Origin of the sequence: Acidovorax sp. Leaf78, from assembly GCF_001422735.1 — a bacterium.
Classification (GTDB): domain Bacteria; phylum Pseudomonadota; class Gammaproteobacteria; order Burkholderiales; family Burkholderiaceae_C; genus Acidovorax.
Genome location: NZ_LMLZ01000005.1, coordinates 105,415 through 121,330, shown reverse-complemented (window position 1 = coordinate 121,330; position 15,916 = coordinate 105,415). Strand labels below are relative to the sequence as shown.

The 15,916-nt window shown below is 61.4% G+C and carries 15 protein-coding genes; all 15 read left to right on the top strand.

From position 1 onward, the window contains the following. Positions 1 to 233 precede the first annotated feature (233 nt). The 15 genes from gspE (at position 234) to ASF16_RS05700 (ending at position 15,915) form a co-directional block, all read left to right on the top strand. Positions 234 to 1,973 (top strand): type II secretion system ATPase GspE, encoded by a 1,740-nt coding sequence (gspE, locus tag ASF16_RS05770; protein ID WP_056164080.1) that lies wholly within the window; start codon positions 234 to 236, stop codon positions 1,971 to 1,973. Then, positions 1,966 to 3,222 (top strand): type II secretion system F family protein, encoded by a 1,257-nt coding sequence (locus tag ASF16_RS05765; protein ID WP_056164077.1) that lies wholly within the window; start codon positions 1,966 to 1,968, stop codon positions 3,220 to 3,222. The genes gspE and ASF16_RS05765 overlap by 8 nt, the downstream gene beginning before the upstream one ends. A 76-nt stretch (positions 3,223 to 3,298) precedes the next feature. Further along, positions 3,299 to 3,712: a type II secretion system major pseudopilin GspG gene (gspG, locus tag ASF16_RS05760; RefSeq protein WP_056164169.1), complete on the top strand. Its 414-nt coding sequence runs from the start codon at positions 3,299 to 3,301 to the stop codon at positions 3,710 to 3,712. Between the two features lie 89 nt (positions 3,713 to 3,801). Further along, on the top strand, positions 3,802 to 4,248 hold the full coding sequence (locus tag ASF16_RS05755; protein ID WP_235507272.1) for a GspH/FimT family pseudopilin: 447 nt from the start codon (positions 3,802 to 3,804) through the stop codon (positions 4,246 to 4,248). Next, on the top strand, positions 4,245 to 4,688 hold the full coding sequence (locus ASF16_RS05750; protein ID WP_082516766.1) for a prepilin-type N-terminal cleavage/methylation domain-containing protein: 444 nt from the start codon (positions 4,245 to 4,247) through the stop codon (positions 4,686 to 4,688). The genes ASF16_RS05755 and ASF16_RS05750 overlap by 4 nt, the downstream gene beginning before the upstream one ends. Then, positions 4,688 to 5,398 (top strand): prepilin-type N-terminal cleavage/methylation domain-containing protein, encoded by a 711-nt coding sequence (locus tag ASF16_RS05745; protein ID WP_082516765.1) that lies wholly within the window; start codon positions 4,688 to 4,690, stop codon positions 5,396 to 5,398. Before ASF16_RS05750 ends, ASF16_RS05745 begins: the two co-directional genes overlap by 1 nt. A gap of 92 nt (positions 5,399 to 5,490) precedes the next feature. After that, positions 5,491 to 6,306 (top strand): general secretion pathway protein GspK, encoded by an 816-nt coding sequence (locus ASF16_RS05740; RefSeq protein WP_082516764.1) that lies wholly within the window; start codon positions 5,491 to 5,493, stop codon positions 6,304 to 6,306. A gap of 15 nt (positions 6,307 to 6,321) precedes the next feature. Next, positions 6,322 to 7,506 carry a PilN domain-containing protein gene (locus tag ASF16_RS05735; RefSeq protein ID WP_056164072.1) on the top strand — a complete coding sequence of 395 codons (1,185 nt, stop codon included), beginning with the start codon at positions 6,322 to 6,324 and terminating at the stop codon, positions 7,504 to 7,506. Next, the gene (gene gspM, locus ASF16_RS05730; RefSeq protein ID WP_056164069.1) at positions 7,503 to 8,072 is read left to right on the top strand and encodes a type II secretion system protein GspM; all 570 of its coding nucleotides are present in this window, start codon (positions 7,503 to 7,505) and stop codon (positions 8,070 to 8,072) included. The genes ASF16_RS05735 and gspM overlap by 4 nt, the downstream gene beginning before the upstream one ends. Further along, entirely contained in the window at positions 8,069 to 8,737 is a 669-nt protein-coding gene (locus tag ASF16_RS05725) for a hypothetical protein (protein ID WP_156371948.1), read from the top strand. Before gspM ends, ASF16_RS05725 begins: the two co-directional genes overlap by 4 nt. Before the next feature lie 49 nt (positions 8,738 to 8,786). Continuing rightward, positions 8,787 to 11,180 carry a type II secretion system secretin GspD gene (gene gspD / locus ASF16_RS05720; protein WP_082516763.1) on the top strand — a complete coding sequence of 798 codons (2,394 nt, stop codon included), beginning with the start codon at positions 8,787 to 8,789 and terminating at the stop codon, positions 11,178 to 11,180. A 126-nt stretch (positions 11,181 to 11,306) separates the two neighbouring features. Next, a complete protein-coding gene (locus tag ASF16_RS05715) occupies positions 11,307 to 11,771 on the top strand; it encodes a hypothetical protein (RefSeq protein ID WP_235507271.1) in 465 nt (154 codons plus the stop codon). 273 nt (positions 11,772 to 12,044) lie between these two features. Beyond that, positions 12,045 to 13,823, top strand: a complete 1,779-nt coding sequence (locus ASF16_RS05710; protein ID WP_082516761.1) for a hypothetical protein — start codon at positions 12,045 to 12,047, stop codon at positions 13,821 to 13,823. 330 nt (positions 13,824 to 14,153) lie between these two features. Next, positions 14,154 to 14,939, top strand: coding sequence for a peptidylprolyl isomerase (locus tag ASF16_RS05705; RefSeq protein ID WP_235507270.1), 786 nt, complete (start codon positions 14,154 to 14,156; stop codon positions 14,937 to 14,939). 172 nt (positions 14,940 to 15,111) lie between these two features. Next, positions 15,112 to 15,915 (top strand): ABC transporter permease, encoded by an 804-nt coding sequence (locus tag ASF16_RS05700; RefSeq protein ID WP_200926870.1) that lies wholly within the window; start codon positions 15,112 to 15,114, stop codon positions 15,913 to 15,915. The last annotated feature ends 1 nt before the right edge of the window (position 15,916 follow it).

The following is a 15,916-nucleotide window of genomic DNA, read 5'->3' as shown; positions in this document are numbered from 1 at the left end:
CGCGACTGTAAAGTACCTTGGATTGAACGCGGATGTTGGGCCATCGAGTCGTGCAGAGATGTCTGCAGTCGGCATGGGAAACGGTCGAACCGGGGCTTGAAGCTGCAGAGAACGACAGCGACACGCGGCGGCCGGGCGAAGCCCCCGGCTACACTCAGCGATTCCGTTCAAGCCTTCGGTGCTGTCGTCAGCAGAGCCACGTACCTGCTGTCCATAGTGCTATCTGAGCATTCATGACTACCAATACACATTCCTCCGTAGCCGAGGCCCTCATTCCGGCCGCTGCTGCGCGCACGCGCATTGGCGATCTGCTGGTGCAGGCTGGGAAACTGAGCGCCCGCGACCTGGAGCGTGCGCTGTCTGCGCAGCAGGAAATGGGTGGGATGCTCGGACGCGTGCTGGTGCGGCTGGGCATTGTCTCGGACGCGGACGTTGCAGGCGCGTTGTCAATCCAGCTCGGCATTCCGCTGGTGTCGGCGGTCGGATTCCCGGACCTCATGCCCGAAGTCAAGGGGCTACTGCCAGAATTTCTTCAGGCCAACGTCGTCTACCCTTTGCGGCTGGAAGACGGTCAGCTTCACATGGCCATGGCTGTCCCGCAGGACGCTTTCGTGGTCAAGGCGCTGCGTTTGGCCACCGGCTACTCCATCCATCCGCACTTGGCGCTGGAGTCCGATATCGAGAGGGCTCTGGCAGAGCCGATGGAGGAGCCCGAGGGAGACGAGGGCGATGAGGGCGACGGATTTGGCGATGGTTCTGACGGTGGAGATTTTGTTGAGCATCTGAAGGATCTGGCCAGCGAAGCGCCAGTCATCCGGCTGGTCAACACCATCATCGGGCGAGTGACGGATTTGCGGGCTTCCGACATTCACCTGGAGCCTTTCGACGATGGCCTGCATGTGCGCTACCGCGTGGACGGCGTCATTCATGCTGGCGAGGTGGTTCCCCCGCGCCTCAGCGCGGCGGTCAATTCACGGGTCAAGCTGCTGGCGCACCTGGATATTGCTGAGCGGCGGCTTCCGCAGGATGGCCGTATCAAAACGCGTGTCAAGGGACGCGAACTCGATCTGCGTGTCTCCACAGTCCCCACGGTACATGGCGAAAGCGTCGTGATGCGGGTGCTGGACCGCGCAAGTGTTCGCTTGAATCTGGAGAAGATGGGTTTTGAGAAAGACACTCTGGAGCGGTTCAACCACCTGCTGAACAAGCCCCACGGCATCTTGCTGGTCACCGGCCCCACGGGCTCCGGAAAAACCACCACGCTGTACGCCGCGCTGTCCAAAATCGATGCAGATTCCAACAAGATCATCACGGTGGAAGATCCGGTGGAGTATCAACTCGAGGGTATCAACCAGATCCAGGTCCACCCCCAGATCAACCTGACGTTTGCGAACGCGCTGCGCTCCATTCTTCGGCAGGACCCGGACATCATCATGATTGGGGAAATGCGAGACGGTGAAACGGCTCAAATTGCAGTGCAATCTGCCTTGACCGGGCACTTGGTGCTCTCCACGCTTCACACCAACACGGCGGCTGGGGCTGTGATCCGCATGCAGGATATGGGGGTGGAAAGTTACCTGATCACGTCTGCGGTCAATGGGGTGCTGGCTCAGCGGCTTGTGCGCACGCTGTGCGGCAGCTGCAAAGAGGCTTATGAGCCGGGCCCGGATGTGCGGGAGCGCACTGGATTGATGCGATTCGCCGAGCCGGGAAAACTGATTTACAGGGCTCGCGGCTGTGACCAATGCCGCAACACGGGCTACCGCGGGCGTACCGGCATCCATGAGCTGCTCACCCTTGATGAGCCTATGCGCAGGGCGATCATTGATGGATTGGACGCCAATGCCTTGAATGCGTTGGCGGCGCAGCGGGGCATGCTGAATCTCTACGAGGACGGATTGCGCAAAGTTGCTGCCGGCGTGACCACTCTGGATGAATTGGCGCGTGTAACGCAGGATCAGACCGATGCCTGATTTCGTATGGCGCGCAGCGTCCGGCACAGGGAAGATCGCTGAAGGGCAGTTGAGTGCCATCAGCGAGGCGGCTGCATTGAAGCAATTGCGTGAGCAGGGCCTCACGCCGCTGAGCATTCATGAAGGAGCCGGTGGTGCAGCACCGCAGGCTGCCAGCGCCGGCGGCTCGGCATCATCCATCATGCCGGCTTCCAGCAAGCGCGCGGGCAAGGGGCCTGTCAAGTTGGCGGATGTGCAGGCCCTGACCTCCGAGCTGTCGATCATGCTCAGGGCCGGATTGGCCCTGGACAACGCGTTGCGTGTGCTCATCGACATGAGCTACAAGCCCAGCGTGGCCGCCTTGCTTCAAGGTGTGCTCGATGCCGTCAAGGGCGGAACTCCGCTGAGCCGTGCGCTGGCCGCACACCGGGAGTTGTTTGGTGATTTCTACATCAACATGATCCGGTCTGGAGAAGCGAGCGGACAAATGTCTGCAGTGCTAGAGCGTTTGGTGGAGCACCTGGAGCGCCAGCGTGCACTGCGCGAAAGTGTGGTGTCGGCAACCATTTACCCGGCGATTTTGCTGGCGGTGGCGGCGCTTTCGCTCATCGTCATGCTGGGCTTCGTCGTCCCGCAGTTCGAGAAACTGTTCACGGACATGGGCGACGCATTGCCTTTGCCCACCCAATGGGTCATGGCGCTGGGGCATGCGTTCAAGAAATATGGTCTTGTGATTGCGGTCGCGGGATTCGGGCTCGGGGCCGTGCTCCAGAAATGGTTCCGTTCACCGGGCGGACGCCATTGGTGGCAGGCGCGCCTTCTCAGGCTGCCCCTCATCGGTCGGTTGACGCTGAAATACCAACTCACACTCTTCTCCCGCTCATTGGGAACTCTGCTCGGAAACGGGGTTCCGATGCTCACAGCGCTGCACATTGCGACGGAAACGGTGGGAAACGCCGTTTTGCAGCAAGCCCTTGTGAAAGTGGCGCCCATCGTCAAGGAAGGCGGAAAGGTCGTGCAGGCCATCTCTGCGACTGGCATTTTCGAGCCTCTGGCGATCAATCTGATTCGCGTGGGGGAAGAGACTGGTCGCATCGGTCCCATGATGCTGGAGCTTTCCAACATATTGAACAGGGAGGTCGAAACCGGTATCAAACGACTGCTCACCTTGGTAGAGCCAGTGCTCATCCTGGTTCTGGGTGTGCTGATAGCGGCCATCATCGTCTCCATCCTGTTGGGGATCCTGTCGGTCAATGACTTGGCCGTATAATTTTTTTGCTTTGGAGGTTAAGTTGATGGTCTACCAAACTGCTCGAGCAGACTTGCGTCAACGTCTGTTGGGCAACATGCGCAAGAACACCAAAAACAAAGGGTTCACGCTGATTGAACTGCTGGTGGTGCTGGCAATTCTCACCATGCTGGCGGGCCTTGTAGGCCCCAAGGTACTCAATTCGCTGGGTGGCGCGAAGTCAAAGACGGCAGCGGTTCAGATTGCCGACCTGGACAAGTCGCTTGAACTGTTCAAGCTGGACGTCGGGCGTTACCCCTCCACTGAAGAAGGCCTGAACGCCCTGGTGACCAAGCCCGGGTCTGCCAATGGCTGGAACGGGCCTTACTTGAAGGGCGGATTGCCCTCAGACCCCTGGGGTAACGCCTACAAGTACTCCACCTCTGCGGCGGGTATTGAAATACTGTCGTTGGGCTCCGACAACGCTGCGGGCGGCGACGGCGAAGCTGCGGACGTGCGCAACACCAAATAGTACGTAGAGCGCTCACGAAGGGCCGCGCAGCGGCTGAACGGAGCGCTCTATGGAAGGCAATCAGCACAGTGACAGGCGCACCCCGCCGCGTGAGCGGCTTCACTTTGATCGAGTTGCTGGTTGTCTTTGCGATCATTGCGCTCGTCGTGGGGCTCGTGCCTGTCGCGATGGACCGCATGCGTGAGGGTGCCCAGTACCGCGATGTTGTCCGTACCGTTGTCGGCCAATTGCGATTGGCCCGCGAGCAGGCCGTGGCGTCAGGACGCGACGTTCAATTCACCGTCGATGTGGCGCAGCGTCGTTACGGTCTGGGTCCAGACCCGTCGCTCCTGTTGCCGGACGCCTTGCAAATGAAAGCGGTGGCCGCGGCATTGGAGGGTGATGAGCAATCGACTGGAAAACTGAGCATCCGGTTTTTGCCCTCCGGTGGGTCGTCTGGCGGTAGTGTCCAGATACTCCGCGGCGCAGGAGACGGTGTGCGCTTGCGCGTGGACTGGTTGTCGGGGCGGGTGACGCAAGAGGCGCTGATTCCATGAGCCGATCCGCTCGCAACACACACCGGCCACGACTGACCGCCACTGCGCGCGCGGTTTCCGGCTTCACGCTGCTGGAGCTGTTGGTGGCGTTTTCCATCATGGCCATGGCGTTGGGCCTGTTCTATCGCGCACTGGGTGGCAATGCCAGGGCGGTCGACCATGTGCAGCGGTACCAGGGGGCCGTCGTGCTGGCCCAGTCGCTCCTTGAGCTGCGGGATTCCGTGCCCGCGGGCGGCTGGAACGACGAGGGCGACAGTGGCGGATACCACTGGCGGGTGCAATCGCAGCCCTACAGTACAGACGCACAGGGCCCCAGGGTGCCGGTGCTCTACCAGGTGTCCATCGCCATCAGCTGGGGACAGGGAAGCGAGAATGTCCGCAATTTGGCGTTGAGCACGCTCAGGCCGGAGCGCATCCCACCCGTGGGGATACGGCCGTGATGCAGTTGCTTCGCAGTTCTCTACCGAAAGCCTGTACCGCCAGCGCGCGTGTGCAGCGCAAGACCGCCGGTTTCACGCTGCTGGAGCTATTGGTGGTCATGGCGCTGATGTCGCTTCTGATTCTGGCAATGGCCTCGGCGCTGCAAACCACCTCGCAGACCAGCGAGCGGGTGGATCTCGCGCTGACCCGTTCCGATGATCTGCGCATCGTGTCGGGGTTTCTGCAAACGACGGTGGGCCGCATATCGTTGCAGAGGCGAGGCTATCCCTACAAAGAGGGAACCAACCGATATTATTTCGAAGGGCAGGAGGCGGAACTGATGTGGCTCGGCGTCATGCCCGCCGGTTACGCCGCGAGCGGACGCAGTCTCATGCGGTTGCGTCAGGAAGTGACCGATCAGGGAAGCCCTGCTCTGGTGCTGCAGTACCTGCCTTGGGCTGGTGCGGCGGTGGAACCAGATTGGTCTCAGGCGACCAGCCATGTGCTGCTCAACGGTGTGACGCAATTGCAGATCCTGTACCAGGACGCACGTCCTGAGCCGCCCGTTTGGTCATCCAGTTGGACGCTGACGGACCAGGTGCCGCAGCGTGTGCGGATCGTGCTGCAAACCGATAGAGGCGCGCTGCCGGATCTTGTCGTGAGCATGCGGCCCCTTCCGGCCAGCGACCCCCGCTCCCGTGGAGCAGTTTTTGGGGGAGACGTTCGGTGAGCGAGTCGACTACAAGTTTCGGATGCTGTGGGGTGAGAGTCCAGATCGGGCGTTGCGCCGTGTCGATGCGAAGCACAACACGGACACGCGGGATGGCGCTCATTGCCGTGCTTTGGCTGGTGGCGGCGCTCAGCATCATGGTCGGAAGTTTGTCGACCAGCATTCGCCAGGAATCCCGGACCATATCCGCCAAGCGCGAGTTGGTGACCGCGCAGGCGACTGGCGATGCTGTGGTGCAGTTGGCATTGCAAAAGCTGAGAGCCGCTGACCGGGCGCCAGACCGCTGGATGCAGGCAAAGTTAGCTTTCGAGGGGCAGGAGCTGGCGGTCCAGGTCACCCCGCTCAACGGTTTGATTGACCTCAATCGGGCGGAGGCGCCATTGCTGTCGCGTTTGTTCGCGGTGGCCGGAGGATTGCCTCCTGACGGCGCACAGGCCTTGGCGCAAGCCATTGTCGACAAGCGCCAGGCGCGCGACAGCCAGGGCGGATTGATGCGTTTCGAGGCAGAAGAAGACCTGCTCCAGGTGTCCGGGGTCAGCTATGACCTCTATGCTAGACTGGCGCCCCTTGTGACGCTGGAGGGGCGTGGTTCCAGCAGAGTGAATGCCAACGCGGCCCCTTTGCCTGTGCTTGTGGTGCTTGCCAATGGCGATCAGCGCGTGGCCGAGGCGATCCATGCCAAGCGGCTTGCAGGGGACGTGGGTATCGACACCTCAGGCCTGGATCCCAGCCTGACGGACAATTCATCCTCGACACGCGTCCGGGTCACGGCATTGGTGCCGATAGATTCCGGCAAGGTTGTTCACGTGTCTCGTAGCGTGGACCTCATGACTGCGGCAGCCGATGGCACGCCATGGTCCACGTACCGCGTCTCCACCAGTATCCAGGCTGCGGCCTCCGAGAATTGAACACAAAACCCTCACATGCCTGCCTTTTCGTCTGAGGCCCGCTTTCTGGGCGTTGATCTGAGCGGTCTTGTGCAAGACACCCGCAAGGCCTGGGCGCACGCCCAGAGCTGGCCGCTTTTCGCATGGCTCACGCCTTCGCTGCCCGTCCTGCTGATTCATCCTGACGGCAGCCAATCCCATTGGCAAGGCCACCGCCCGGCCCGCAAGCCAGCGTCGCCCAGGGACGCGAAGGCCCGCGGCGCGTTTGTCGCTTTGGAACTGCCCTCGGACCTGGTGCTCTCCAGGACCATTCGCCTACCGGTGGGAATGAGCCGTGCAGACACGGGCAACGCCCTGGCGCTGCAAGCGCGCACCTTCAGTCCATTCCCCCCTGAAGATCTGATCTGGGTCAGCGACGCAACCCCAGTGCCAAGCACCTACACGCTGGTGTTGGCGTCTCGCCTGCAGGTCGACCAATATGTGCAGGAGCTTCGCCAGCGGATGCCTGCGGTCGTCGGCGCGTCGCCGGCCGAGGTGTGGGTGGCTGTCGGTGCGCAGAAATACGCGGCCTTGCCAGGTGCAGGCGTCGAGCGGCGCCAACGCCTGATTGCCCGCCAGCGCAACCTGGGGTACGCATTGCTGCTGTGCATCGTGGCTGTGCTCACTGCCATGGCCGTGACGCCGACACTCCAGCTCCGGGTGCGTGCGTTGCAGGCCGCTGCAGCCTACGAAGACGTCGTGCGGCGCACTGCGCCCGTCGTTCGCGACCGCGAACAGGTGGTACTAGCTTCCAACAAGCTGAACGCACTGTCAGAAATACTGGGCGAACGCATCGAGCCACTGCGTGTGATCGACACCCTGACGCAAATCCTGCCGGACGACGCAGCTGTGCAGGCTTTGCAGCTGGTCGGCACCAAGGTTTCGCTGAGTGGTCAGGCCACCGATGCTGCCGAATTGATGCAGAAGCTGGGCCAGCACCCTGGCATTCGAGAAGTGAAGGCGCCAGCTGCAGCGACCCGTCTGAACAACTCCAACAAGGAAAGCTTCAGTATCGAGTTCGTCGTCGATCCCAAGGTGTTCGGCACTGCTGGTCCGCAGACTGCTGTGGCGGGTGCGACTCAAGTGACTGGATCGGCAGCGGTGGCACCCACAGCAGCGACCTCGGCGACCTCAGTGGCACCCGCTGTATCGACAGCCTCTGGCGCAGGAGTGCGTCGATGAAGCCTATCCGTTTTCCCAAAGATGTCGTGTTGGTCTTGGCGTCCATCCTGTTGGCTTTGGTGCCTTTGATCGCCGGAGGGATCTATGTGTACCAAAAGCACCAGTGGGCCCGTGACCTTGTGGCCCAGCTGGAGCCGCGCTATGCACGCCTGACCGGCCTGGACTTGCAGAAGTCAGAGATCGAGGACGTTCGCAAGCGCGTCCAGCAGGCGCAGACCGAGTATGTGTACCCTGCCACCATGGATGTCAGCCAGGCGGGCAATGCTGCCCAGCAGCACGTCCGCGAAATCTTCGCTGCCGCCGGCATGCAGATCAGCAGCAGCCAGGTGCTCCAGCCCAAGGATGAAAAAGGCTACGACCGTATTTCCCTCAAGGTGCAGGCGGAAGGCGAGTTGCTGGCCCTGCAGAGCGTGTTGACCGTGCTTGGCAGCCAGAAGCCGGTCATCATCATTGACGGTGTGGTAGTCCAGCTCATTGGTGGCCTCAACGTGCCGAGTTCTGCCAAGCAGACCCCTGTGCGGCTGACGACGCAGTTCTCGCTCAGCGTGCTGAAAGACCGCACATGAAAATACGTGCCGTAGGAGTGCTGGCTTTCATCAACCTCGCGCTCCTGTGCGGGCTGGCGCTAATGTGGGTCAAGCCCGATGGAACTCCCCGCAACATCCGCTGGAACGAGCCTGCGCCTTTGAAGGCAGACATCGCCAGTCTTGCGCCAGCGCTCATGCCCGACAAACAGATGGAGTCCAGCCGCTTCCTCGCTATGCTGGAGCGCCCGCTGTTTTCTGCCACGCGGCGGCCGCCGCCGCCTCCACCGCCCGAGCAGCCCCCGCCGCCGCCAGACTACCTCAGCACTGCCCGTGTGACCGGCATCGTGCGGGGCGAAGGGGTGGGCTATGCCATCTTGCTGGTCAACGGCAAACAGCGCCGCGTGCAGCAGAACCAGAGCGTGGAGGGCTGGACCCTCAAAAGTTTTGGCGACCGTCAGGTCACCTTCATCCGTGGTGAGCAATCTCAAACGCTGACCATGCAACGGGCAGATGTCAGCAAGTATGGCGGTCTGGCGCAACCGGCGCCCACCATGCAGAGCGCGCAGCCAGTTCCAGCTCCTTCCTCCATTGAGCGGCGGGGAGATGGTTCCGCCGCATCTGCGGGGACCGCAGCCGGTGGCAGCACCGGCACAGCAGAGGCGCCCGCAAGGCCGCGCCCCCCGCCACCGCGGTTTGGTCCCTGATGCAGAGACCCACCCGGTTCATCCTGAAGTAATCGTAGGCTCCTGAACAATGACTCTCCCCCGCTTCGGCTACTCCTTGCTCGCCCTCGCCATGCTGCAAGGCCTGAGCGCCACATCGTGGGCGCAGGCTGCACCCGGCGCTGCGGCAGTTCCCGCCACCCCCACGCAGGCCGCCCCCGCCACAGATGCCGCTCGTGTGCAGCCGCAAGCCGAGCCTGCCGAAACGCGGCCCCGCATCATCCGCGGCAACGACCAGGTCATTGCGCCCGGCAAGCCAGCTGCAACCTTGAGCGGTGCGCCGCTCACCTTCAGCTTTGAAGATGCTCCGGTGGCCGACGTCGTGCGCACCGTGCTGGGCGACATCATGGGCGTGCCCTATGTGCTGCACCCGCCCATCGCCGGCACCGTGACATTGGCCAGCCGCAATGCCATTCCGCCAGACCAGGCCGTGTTTCTGCTGGAAAGCGCGCTGCAGGCCAACGGCCTGGCACTGGCGCGCGATGCCCGCGGCACCTACCACGTGGGCCGGGCGGACATGCTGCGCAACATTGGCTCCGACGTGCGCCAGGCCAGCCCGCGTGCACCCCTGTCCCCCGGTTTTGGTGCCATCGTCATTCCGCTCAACTACATCGGCGCCGGAGAGATGGCCTCCATCCTGCGCCCCATGGTTCCGGGCGATGCCATCATCCGCGTGGACACGGTACGCAACCTGTTGGTCATGAACGGCACCCGCACCCAGGCCGAAGGGTGGCTGGAGCTGGTCAACACCTTCGACGTCGATTTGCTCAAGGGCATGTCGGTGGGGGTGTTCCCACTCAAGCACGCGAGTGTCAAGGAGATCGAGGCGGCCTTGAGGCTGGTCAGTGGCGGCAGTGCTGCCCCTGCCGGAGGTGCAACGGGCGGCGCTGCTGGCAGCGTGGGAACGCAGGCGGGTGCCGCGGGACGCGGGCAAGCGGGCAACGCTGGCGCTGCAGCCTCTGCGGTTCTGGGTGAAGGCAACCCTTTGTTCGGCGCCTTGCGCATCATGCCCATCGAGCGCATCAACTCGATCCTGGTCGTGACCCCTCGCGCCGCCTATCTGGACGAAGCGCGCCGCTGGATCGAACGGTTCGACCAGCCCACCGACAGCGGTGGCGAACCACAGCTGTACATCTACCAGGTGCAGAACGTCAACGCGAAACACCTCGCCAACGTGCTCAGTGGAATCTTCGGTGGACAAACGAGCAGCACGAGCAACGTGGCCAACAGTGGAGTGGCCCCCGGTCTGTCCACCGCAACCGGCAATTCGTTCGGTCAGTCGTCCTTTTCCGGCAGCGGTTTTGGAAACACCAACTCTTTCTCTGGCAGCGGCCTTTCCGGTGGCAACTTCGGCGGCAGCTTTGGCAACCGCATCGGCACTCAGAACTCCGGGGTCAACAGCCTCGGCAACAGAAACAACCAGAACAACGGTGGGCAGCAGCAACAAGCAGTCGCTGCGGCCAGCATTGGTGGCATACGGGTCATGGCGGATGAGTTGAACAACTCAGTGTTGATCTGGAGTACCAAGGCCGAGTACTCCAAGATCGAGGCGACGCTCAAGCGCCTCGACCTGCCCCCCACCCAGGTGCTGATCGAGGCCACCATCGTGGAAGTGACACTTGGGGACAATCTGAACTACGGCGTTCGATGGCTCTTTTCGGACGGCTGGGATGGCAGCAGCTTTAGTGGTGCAGGGAACGTTGGCGGGTTTAAGGATAGTGATGTCAGCGGCATCACCCAAGGGTTCTCCTACTTGCTCCGCAAGGGCGGCAGTCCCCGTGCCGTGCTGCAGGCCATTTCTGAAAAGTCTCAGCTCAAGGTGATCTCAAGCCCCTCGCTCATGGTGTTGGACAACCACACCGCCGCGATCAACGTGGGCAACCAGCAGCCTATCCGTTCCGCCATCATCACCAACGACACCTCTGGCAATACGGCGGATACCATCCAGTACAAGGACACTGGGGTGGGGCTTACCGTGACGCCTTCGGTGAATGCCGGCAACCTGGTCACTATGCAAGTCGACCAAACCGTGACGGAAGTGGGTGATCCGGTGAGTTCCGCCAACAACCAGCCAGCCTTCTTGCAACGCCAAATCAGCAGCAAGGTGGCCGTGCGTTCAGGTGAATCCATTGTGTTGGGCGGCCTGATACGCGACAACACCACGACTGGTAAAACCGGCGTGCCCCTGCTGCAGGATGTACCCGTCTTGGGCAAGCTGTTTGGATCCAACCGCAACAACAACACACGCACTGAATTGCTGGTGGTGCTGACCCCCCGCGTTGTTCGTAGCGATATCGATATCCGCGAAGTGAGCGAAGATTTGCGTGACCGCCTCAAAGGCTTGAAGTCGTTCGAGACCTTAGGCATCGGAACCAAAGCCCCGGTACTCGACTCGGTACCGCAGCGTTCTGCACCGGCTAACTAACCAACGTGCCGAATGTGACCTGAGCCAGCCCCCCCTTCAAGCCGCCCGCATTGCGGGCGGACTTTTTAGGGGAGTTCAGCAAAGCGATGTGAGCAGTCGCTATCTTTTTTGTAGGAGTAAGTATTCATGACGATTCTTCAGTCGGCCTCCGCCCCCGCCACGATGGCACCCGTTGCTGCACCGCGCAGCATCAGCCCTGCCAAGATTGCGCTGGCTGCCCTGGTAATGGCTGCAACAGCAGGTTGTGCCACTATGGGTGGTCAAACGCCCGAGCAAAAGGTGCAGGCCCGTGCAGAAGCTTTTTGGAAGGCACGGCTGGCCGGAGACGCCAAGGCCGCCTACGCGCTGATGACGCCAGCCTATCGTGGTCTGCGGGACGAGCCATCGTTCATCAAGCAGTTTGGCGAACGCGCCCCTGTCCTAAAGAGCGAGATCACCAAAGTCACCTGCGAGGCAGAGAAATGCATTGCCCAGGTGGGTCTCACCGCCAAGCCCATGGTGCCTGGCCTGGCCTTGCCCACCGTGACCGGCTACATGGACGAAACATGGCTGTTGGTCGACGGCCAGTGGTGGCGCCACGAAGCTCCCTGAGTGTGACAAATGACTCAAGAAACAACACTTCGTGCTGCCGCTGATAGAAATCATGGGACCGCAGGTGGGTGCTTGGGTATAGTCGGAATTGCTGATTACTATCCTGCGCCCGGCAGCTTGCTGCCAATGGTGACCAAGCCCTCTCTGTGGCGATGAAGCAACAGGTTTGTGGGGGTGCCGGAATCTTAGGCAGGTTTGAAAAACTCTGTGCTAGGATTCGCGGGCGTAATCAATCGTGGTAGTTGCGCTTATTTATTTAACTGGAGTTAAAGCATGAGAAAGAATGTATTGGCACTGAGCATTGCTGCCATGGTTGGTAGCTTTGCTGGCGTTGCCCAAGCTGACGTGTTCGCACCAGCTGCGGCTGCTACCGGCGCTGTGCTCGGCACGAACGTGGCTACTGAGCCAGGCGTGGTTGGTACCGTTGCTGCATCCGCAACCGTGCTGGAAGTGAACCCCAACAACACCGGCCACACGCTGGTGGTTCCTTACTACACGGCTCAAAACGGCAACATGTCCGTGATCCACCTGAGCAACACCGACCGTGCCAACGGTAAGGCTGTGAAGATCCGTTTCCGCGGCGCCGCTAACTCCGACGACGTGAAGGATTTCCAGATCTTCCTGTCGCCTGGTGACGTGTGGACTGGTGCCGTTCTGCAAGGCGCTGATGGCGCAGCTTCGCTGTTCTCCGCTGACAAGACCTGCACGGTTCCTGCTATTCCTTCGACCGGCACGCCTTTCGCTACCGCTCGTCTGAACACCACCGCCAATGTGAACGGCACGCGTGAAGGCTACGTTGAAATCTTCAACATGGCTGACATCCCATCCGTGAAGCTGTACTCCGCTACGACTCCTGCTTCGGGCGTGGTTGCTGGCGCTGCTGGCACCGCTAACTCCATCCTGTACACGGCTACCAAGCACGTGGCTGGCGTGGCTCCTTGCTCGGTGGCAGGTTCTGCTGCTCGTGCAACCCTGGACGAAATCGCTCTGACCAGCTACACCACGGGCGTTCACGCTTCGTCGGTTGGCTTCGGTGGCGCTACGACCGGTCTGGCTGCTGACTGGTACATCCTGAACCTGGCTCAAACCACTGCCTTCTCTGGCTCCGCTACCGCTATCGAAGCGCGCGTGGGTGCTGGTGGTGTTGCTGGTGCCGCCAACTTCGTGCACTTCCCACAAACGGACGCTGGTTCGTCTGCCTTCTTCGCTACCGCGAACAAGAGCGCCGACACCTACACCGCTGACCCACTGCTGCGCACGAACGTTCACAACCAAGCCAAGGCTGCCGTTGTTGGTCCAGTCGTGACACCTCTGTTCATCGACCTGCCAGACATGTCGACGCCTTACCTGCCAGGTAACGCACCTGCCGGCGCTGCTGGCGATGCCAACCTGCCTAAGCTGCAAGCTGTGACCCTGACTGCCGCTCTGTCGCGCACGTCGGTGTCCAACCAGTACGCTCTGGACGCAGGCATCTCGGCTCAAACCGACTGGGTGTTCTCCATGCCTACCCGTCGTTACAGCGTTGCTGCTAACTACAAGGCTGCTACGACCGCTGCTGATGCATACCGCCTGTACTCCGACCTGAGCGTCGTGGCTACTGCTCCTGGCACGCCTGCCCTGACGGGTCTGGCTGACGAGTGGTTCCACCCCGCCAACACGTCGGTGGACAGCCGTGGCAACATCTGCGTGAACGCAGACGCCATCCGCTTCTTCGACCGTGAAGAAACCACGACTGGCAACGCGCCAATCTTCTCGCCAGCAGTGGCCGGCCAACTGGCTTTCTGCGGCGAAACCAGCGTGCTGTCGCTGTCGACTGGCAAGGTTCTGAGCTCCAGCTCCGACCTGACCGCTTCGACCACGACGTCGCCTTACACCAACGGCTGGACGCTGGTCACCACGACCAACACCTTCGCTGGTGTGAACAACACGGCTGGTTTCACTGGCGGTCTGCCAATCCTGGGCGACGCCTTCATCAAGATGAAGAACGACTCCGCAGGCCAAGGCTTCGCATCGACGTTCGGTCTGACCTGGGGTCACCGTTACGGCCGTTAATTCGGCGTGAACTTTTCGCAGCAATGCGAAACCAAAAAAAGGCGGGGCAACCCGCCTTTTTTTTTACTTTGTGCCTGACTGGTTGAGCAAGGTGGCCGGGGCACTCCACATACATTGATCCACATGCATATGCGTAAATTTTGTCAAAGCGTTCTGAAGAGCGACCCCCAAGAAACCGTAGCACATGGCGCATGGAAGCAGCGCTGGGTGGCCGTTTGCGCCGTCCCGCTTCTGGCCTTTGCAGCCCATGCTGCCGAGCCGGTGCTGGCCAAGGGGTCTGTCAAGGAAGCTGGCGAAGTTCAGGTCACTGCATCGGATGTGATCGCAGACGTGCAACGCATCCCACTGGAAGTGCGGCCTCAGGTGCTGACCCAGGCCCGCACCATGAATCAACTGGTGACCAATCTGTACACTCGCCGTGCCTTGGCACAACGTGCGCAAGCCCAGGGCTTGGCACAGAACCCCGAAGTGGCTGCCGCGCTGGCCTTGGCGCGCGACAAAGTTCTGTCGGATGCGCTGCTGGTCCAGGTCGATAGGTCCAACACACCGTCGGACACGCAGGCCGTAGCCATGGCACGCACGATCTACAAAGCCCAGGCAGCGGAATATGCTGAGCCTGAGCAGGTTCAGGTGCGTCACATCCTGATCCTTGTCAAGGACCCTTCGGAAGATGCTGCTGCCAAAGCCAAGGCTCAAGACCTGCTGACCAAGGTGCGGGCAGGAGGTGACTTTGCAGCGCTGGCCAAGCAAAACTCGGGCGACCCCGGCAGCGCCGAAAAGGGCGGTGACCTGGGCTTCTTCGCCAAGGGCCGCATGGTGCCAGAATTCGACACGGCCGCCTGGGCGTTGCAAAAGCCGGGTGATACCAGCGAAGTGATCAAGACCCAGTTCGGTTACCACGTGCTGCAGCTCGTGGGTCGCAAGCCTGCGGGCCAGAAGCCGTTCGAAGAAGTGCAGGAAGCACTGGTGGCCAAGGTCCGCCAGGCTGAGCAGCAAAAGGGTCGCAACGAGTTGGCCAAGACCCTCGAAGAGACCGTCAAGCTTGACGATGCCGCCATCAAGGCCACTGTGGACAAGCTGGTTGCTCCAGCACCGGCAGCTCCCGCCAAGAAGTAAGGCCGCTGGACTTACGCCGTCGCTCCATGTGCCGGCGTAAGTCTTCGTGGCAACCGACAGCTCAATCCAGCAAACGGCAGTCCGCATATCAGCATGCGGCAAAACGTGGTACGTTACGCGGTTTTGTCTTTGACGAGGATGGGCCTGCCACAGCAGGCCTGCAACAATCAACATGCTGCATGCGTTTGGCAATGAACTGAGGGCCGTCTGGAGCGCGCGGTCCTTGGTGTGGGTGCTCACCCGCCGTGAGGTGGCCGCCCGCCATGCAGGCACGGCCGCTGGCATTCTTTGGCCCTATCTCCAGCCATTGCTGACAGTAGCGGCTTACTATCTGGTCTTCGACGTGGTGTTTGCCATGCGCCTGGGTGATGGCGCCCCCACACATGCGGTAGGCACGTTCCTCGTGGTCGGCGCGCTTCCGTGGATGGCATTTTGTGATGCTGTGGCACGCGGCATGAACAGTCTTATCGATGCAGGCGGGCTGCTTCAGAAGAACCCACTGCCTCCGGTGCTGTTTGTCACCCGCTCCGTGTTGGCCAGTGCCCTGGTGTTTGCGCCGTTGCTGTTGCTCCTGGCAATTGCCTACACACCGCTGCATCGGTTTGCGTGGCCCGTGGTTGCCTTCCCTCTGCTGGTTCTGGTCCAGTGGGCAATTTGTCTGCTCCTGGCCTACGTGCTGGCCATTTTGGCGGCCGCCTTGCGCGACACGGTGCAGATGGTGGGCTTTCTGTTGTCGGTCGGCATCTACCTGTCGCCGGTCCTCTTTCCCATGACCCTGTTCCCTGAGCGCTGGCGCTGGGTCTTGTGGCTCAACCCCATGGCGGCACCAGTGCAGGGCTACCAGCAGATTCTGTTGCAGGGCAGTTGGCCCGCCGCCAGCGTATGGTGGGTATCCTGCGCATGGATGGTGGTGCTGGTTTTGGCTTTGAATGTGCTGGTGGCGCGCAGCCGGGATCAACTGGTGGACTGGCTATGAG